The organism is Picosynechococcus sp. NKBG042902 (genome assembly GCF_963864045.1).
Classification (GTDB): Bacteria; Cyanobacteriota; Cyanobacteriia; order Cyanobacteriales; family MRBY01; genus MRBY01.
The window spans coordinates 1-5,149 of record NZ_CAWLTV010000029.1 but is presented as its reverse complement, the minus strand read 5'-3'; the positions used below and the strand labels follow the sequence as shown (position 1 = coordinate 5,149).

At 51.0% G+C, this 5,149-nt stretch carries 2 tRNA genes and 2 rRNA genes; all 4 read left to right on the top strand.

What is annotated here, in order from left to right:
* The first annotated feature begins 329 nt into the window (after positions 1 to 329).
* The 4 genes from AACR41_RS00315 to AACR41_RS00300 all read left to right on the top strand — a co-directional run bounded on the left by AACR41_RS00315 (position 330) and on the right by AACR41_RS00300 (position 5,146).
* Positions 330 to 1,818, top strand: a 16S ribosomal RNA gene (locus tag AACR41_RS00315).
* Positions 1,819 to 1,939: 121 nt separating this feature from the next.
* Positions 1,940 to 2,013, top strand: a tRNA-Ile gene (locus AACR41_RS00310).
* Between the two features lie 39 nt (positions 2,014 to 2,052).
* Positions 2,053 to 2,128: transfer RNA gene (locus AACR41_RS00305), tRNA-Ala, on the top strand.
* A 206-nt stretch (positions 2,129 to 2,334) separates the two neighbouring features.
* Positions 2,335 to 5,146, top strand: a 23S ribosomal RNA gene (locus AACR41_RS00300).
* The 16S and 23S rRNA genes sit together here with 2 tRNA genes alongside, the layout of an rRNA operon.
* Positions 5,147 to 5,149: the final 3 nt, after the last annotated feature.

Sequence of the window (5,149 nt, the reverse complement as noted above, 5' to 3'; positions counted from 1 at the left end):
CCAAACCCCTTGCTCTGAAGGCATTCCAGGGGTTTTTCATTCGAATACCGAAAAAAGATTGAAAAAAGGTGTTGACATCTCCGGGTTGTATGGTTACTATAGTTAAGCGCGGTTGAGAGAGACGCACTGAACCGCCGCCCCGAACCGAGACAAAAGAATAGAATTTGAAAGTGACTATCCGCCCCCTTGTTTTAAACAAGATTATAACAAGTGAGCTGGTTGAGATTGAAACAATCGATACCAAGGAACTTAGTTAAGGATAAAGAGAGCCTTAAAAAACATCTCTTGCTAAAGACGAATGAAAATTCTAAGGAATGAGTAAGGAGTCTAATATGGAGAGTTTGATCCTGGCTCAGGATGAACGCTGGCGGTATGCCTAACACATGCAAGTCGAACGAAGCCTTCGGGCTTAGTGGCGGACGGGTGAGTAACGCGTGAGAATCTGCCTTCAGGACGGGGACAACAGTTGGAAACGACTGCTAATACCCGATATGCCGAGAGGTGAAATCTTTTTTGGCCTGAAGATGAGCTCGCGTCTGATTAGCTAGTTGGTGGTGTAAGGGACCACCAAGGCGACGATCAGTAGCTGGTCTGAGAGGATGAGCAGCCACACTGGGACTGAGACACGGCCCAGACTCCTACGGGAGGCAGCAGTGGGGAATTTTCCGCAATGGGCGAAAGCCTGACGGAGCAATACCGCGTGAGGGAGGAAGGTCTTTGGATTGTAAACCTCTTTTCTCAGGGAAGAATATTGACGGTACCTGAGGAATAAGCACCGGCTAACTCCGTGCCAGCAGCCGCGGTAATACGGAGGGTGCAAGCGTTATCCGGAATTATTGGGCGTAAAGAGTCCGTAGGTGGTCATGCAAGTCTGCTGTCAAAGCCCACAGCTTAACTGTGGATCGGCGGTGGAAACTGTGTGACTTGAGTACGGTAGGGGTAGAGGGAATTCCCAGTGTAGCGGTGAAATGCGTAGATATTGGGAAGAACACCGGTGGCGAAAGCGCTCTACTGGACCGTAACTGACACTGAGGGACGAAAGCTAAGGTAGCGAAAGGGATTAGATACCCCTGTAGTCTTAGCCGTAAACGATGGATACTAGGCGTTGTCTGTATCGACCCGGACAGTGCCGAAGCTAACGCGTTAAGTATCCCGCCTGGGGAGTACGCACGCAAGTGTGAAACTCAAAGGAATTGACGGGGGCCCGCACAAGCGGTGGAGTATGTGGTTTAATTCGATGCAACGCGAAGAACCTTACCAAGATTTGACATCCCGTGAATCTTGCAGAGATGCGAGAGTGCCTTCGGGAGCACGGAGACAGGTGGTGCATGGCTGTCGTCAGCTCGTGTCGTGAGATGTTGGGTTAAGTCCCGCAACGAGCGCAACCCTCGTCCTTAGTTGCCAGCATTAAGTTGGGCACTCTAGGGAGACTGCCGGGGACAACTCGGAGGAAGGTGGGGATGACGTCAAGTCATCATGCCCCTTACATTTTGGGCTACACACGTACTACAATGGTCGGGACAAAGGGCAGCAACCCCGCGAGGGCAAGCGAATCTCATCAAACCCGGCCTCAGTTCAGATTGCAGGCTGCAACTCGCCTGCATGAAGGAGGAATCGCTAGTAATCGCAGGTCAGCATACTGCGGTGAATCCGTTCCCGGGCCTTGTACACACCGCCCGTCACACCATGGAAGCTGGCAACGCCCGAAGTCGTTACTCTAACCGTTCGCGGAGGAGGGCGCCGAAGGCAGTGCTAGTGACTGGGGTGAAGTCGTAACAAGGTAGCCGTACCGGAAGGTGTGGCTGGATCACCTCCTTTTAGGGAGACCTAACCTACTGAAGTTTGAAAGCAATCAGCAAATAGAACGCAGTAAGGTCATCTCGAAGGTCGTGCGAGGGGGAGAAACGGGAGTCACTTTCAAATTTAGGTTCGTGGACATGGGCTATTAGCTCAGGTGGTTAGAGCGCACCCCTGATAAGGGTGAGGTCCCTGGTTCAAGTCCAGGATGGCCCACTTATCAACCGTTGATAATCATCAATTGTTGATATCAATGGGGGTATAGCTCAGTTGGTAGAGCGCCTGCTTTGCAAGCAGGATGTCAGCGGTTCGAGTCCGCTTACCTCCACCAAAACCACGAAATAGTGAAACAATCTCAGCATCAACACCACAGTCTAAGAAAAAAGACAAAAGATGTTGTTGAATGCTGAAAGAGATTTCAGCAAAGCACCTTGAAAACTGCACAAAAAAATATTAGATAGTCGAAATAATAGCTAGGTAGGAAAGTACGAAAGTACAAACAATCCAAAAATAGCCAAGAGTCTGACCTCGAAAAAAGGTCAAGCTACAAAGGGCTAACGGTGGATACCTAGGCACACAGAGGCGATGAAGGACGTGGTTACCGACGATATACTCCGGGGAGCTGGAAGCAAGCATTGAGCCGGAGGTTTCCGAATGGGGCAACCCTAAATACAGCCATCTGAATATATAGGATGGTATGAGCCAACTCAGCGAATTGAAACATCTTAGTAGCTGAAGGAAGAGAAAGAAAAATCGATTCCCTTAGTAGCGGCGAGCGAAGCGGGAAGAGCCTAAACCAACTGCTTAGGCGGTTGGGGTTGTGGGACAGTGATGTGGACTATAGAGGTTAGACGAAGTAGTTGAAAGCTACACCAAAGAAGGTGAAAGTCCTGTAGTCGAAAATCGAAGTAGCCTAACTGTATCCCGAGTAGGCCGGAGCACGTGAAATTCCGGTTGAATCAGCGAGGACCACCTCGTAAGGCTAAATACTACTGTGTGACCGATAGTGTAAAAGTACCGCGAGGGAAAGGTGAAAAGAACCCCGGGAGGGGAGTGAAATAGAACATGAAACCGTTAGCCTACAAGCAATGGGAGGACGATTTAACGTCTGACCGTGTGCCTGTTGAAGAATGAGCCGGCGACTTACAGGCTGTGGCAGGTTAAGGTGAAAAGCCGAAGCCAAAGTGAAAACGAGTCTGAAAAGGGCGTTAGTCACAGTTTGTAGACCCGAACCCGGGTGATCTAACCATGGCCAGGATGAAGCTTGGGTAATACCAAGTGGAGGTCCGAACCGACTTCTGTTGAAAAAGGAGCGGATGAGCTGTGGTTAGGGGTGAAATGCCAATCGAACCCGGAGCTAGCTGGTTCTCCCCGAAATGTGTTTAGGCGCAGCGGTTGGTTTCCTTGCATGGGGGTAAAGCACTGTTTCGCTGCGGGCTGCGAGAGCGGTACCAAAGTGAGACAAACTAAGAATACCATGTAAAATTCAGCCAGTAAGACGGTGGGGGATAAGCTTCATCGTCGAGAGGGAAACAGCCCAGACCGCCAGCTAAGGTCCCAAAATACTTGCTAAGTGATAAAGGAGGTGGGAGTGCATAGACAACCAGGAGGTTTGCCTAGAAGCAGCAATCCTTGAAAGAGTGCGTAATAGCTCACTGGTCAAGCGCTCCTGCGCCGAAAATGAACGGGGCTAAGCAAGTTACCGAAGCTGCGGACTCGAAAGAGTGGTAGGGGAGCGTTCTATATGGTGTGAAGCATTAGCGGTGAGCAGATGTGGACTGTATAGAAGTGAGAATGTCGGCTTAAGTAGCGAAAATATGTGTGAGAATCACATACCCCGAAACCCTAAGGGTTCCTCCGGAAGGCTCGTCCGCGGAGGGTTAGTCGGGACCTAAGGCGAGGCCGAAAGGCGTAGTCGATGGACATGAGGTTAATATTCCTCAACTCCTGTGTGGGAGCATAACTATGACGCATGAAAGATAGCTACACCCTGAATGGATTGGGAGGAGACTACGGTCTCCGCGTAGTAAAGGATAGTGCCTAGAAAAGCTAGTTATGTGTTGAAAGCATAGGACCCGTACCCGAAACCGACACAGGTAGGGTGGTAGAGTATACCGAGGGGCGCGAGGTAACTCTCTCTAAGGAACTCGGCAAAATTGCTCCGTAACTTTGGGAGAAGGAGTGCCAGCGAGAGCTGGTCGCAGTGAAGAGGCCCAGGCGACTGTTTACCAAAAACACAGGTCTCTGCAAACTCGTAAGAGGACGTATAGGGGCTGACGCCTGCCCAGTGCCGGAAGGTTAAGGAAGTTGGTTAGCTTAGGCGAAGCTGACGACCGAAGCCCCGGTGAACGGCGGCCGTAACTATAACGGTCCTAAGGTAGCGAAATTCCTTGTCGGGTAAGTTCCGACCCGCACGAAAGGCGTAACGATCTGGGCACTGTCTCGGAGAGAGGCTCGGCGAAATAGGATTGTCTGTGAAGATACGGACTACCTGCACCTGGACAGAAAGACCCTATGAAGCTTTACTGTAGCTTGGTATTGGGTTCGGGCTTTGTTTGCGCAGGATAGGTGGGAGACGTTGAGATTACTCTTGTGGGAGTAATGGAGTCACTGGTGAGATACCACTCTAACAAGGCTAGAATTCTAACTTTAAACCGTGAAGCCGGTGAAAGGACAGTATCAGGTGGGCAGTTTGACTGGGGCGGTCGCCTCCTAAATGATAACGGAGGCGCACAAAGGTTCCCTCAGGCTGGTTGGAAATCAGCCATCGAGTGCAAAAGCAGAAGGGAGCTTGACTGCGAGACCTACAAGTCAAGCAGGGACGAAAGTCGGTTTTAGTGATCCGACGGCGCTGCGTGGAAGGGCCGTCGCTCAACGGATAAAAGTTACTCTAGGGATAACAGGCTGATCTCCCCCAAGAGTTCACATCGACGGGGAGGTTTGGCACCTCGATGTCGGCTCATCGCAACCTGGGGCTGAAGTAGGTCCCAAGGGTTGGGCTGTTCGCCCATTAAAGCGGTACGTGAGCTGGGTTCAGAACGTCGTGAGACAGTTCGGTCCATATCCGGTGCAGGCGTAAGAGCATTGAGAGGAGTCTTCCTTAGTACGAGAGGACCGGGAAGGACGCACCGCTGGTGTACCTGTTATCGTGCCAACGGTAAACGCAGGGTAGCCAAGTGCGGAGCGGATAACCGCTGAAAGCATCTAAGTGGGAAGCCCACCTCAAGATGAGTGCTCTCATGGAGTTAATCCAGTAAGGTCACGGGAAGAACACCCGTTAATAGGCATTAGGTGGAAGTGTGGCAACATATGGAGCCGAGATGTCCTAACAGACCGAGGGCTTGTCCTTAAA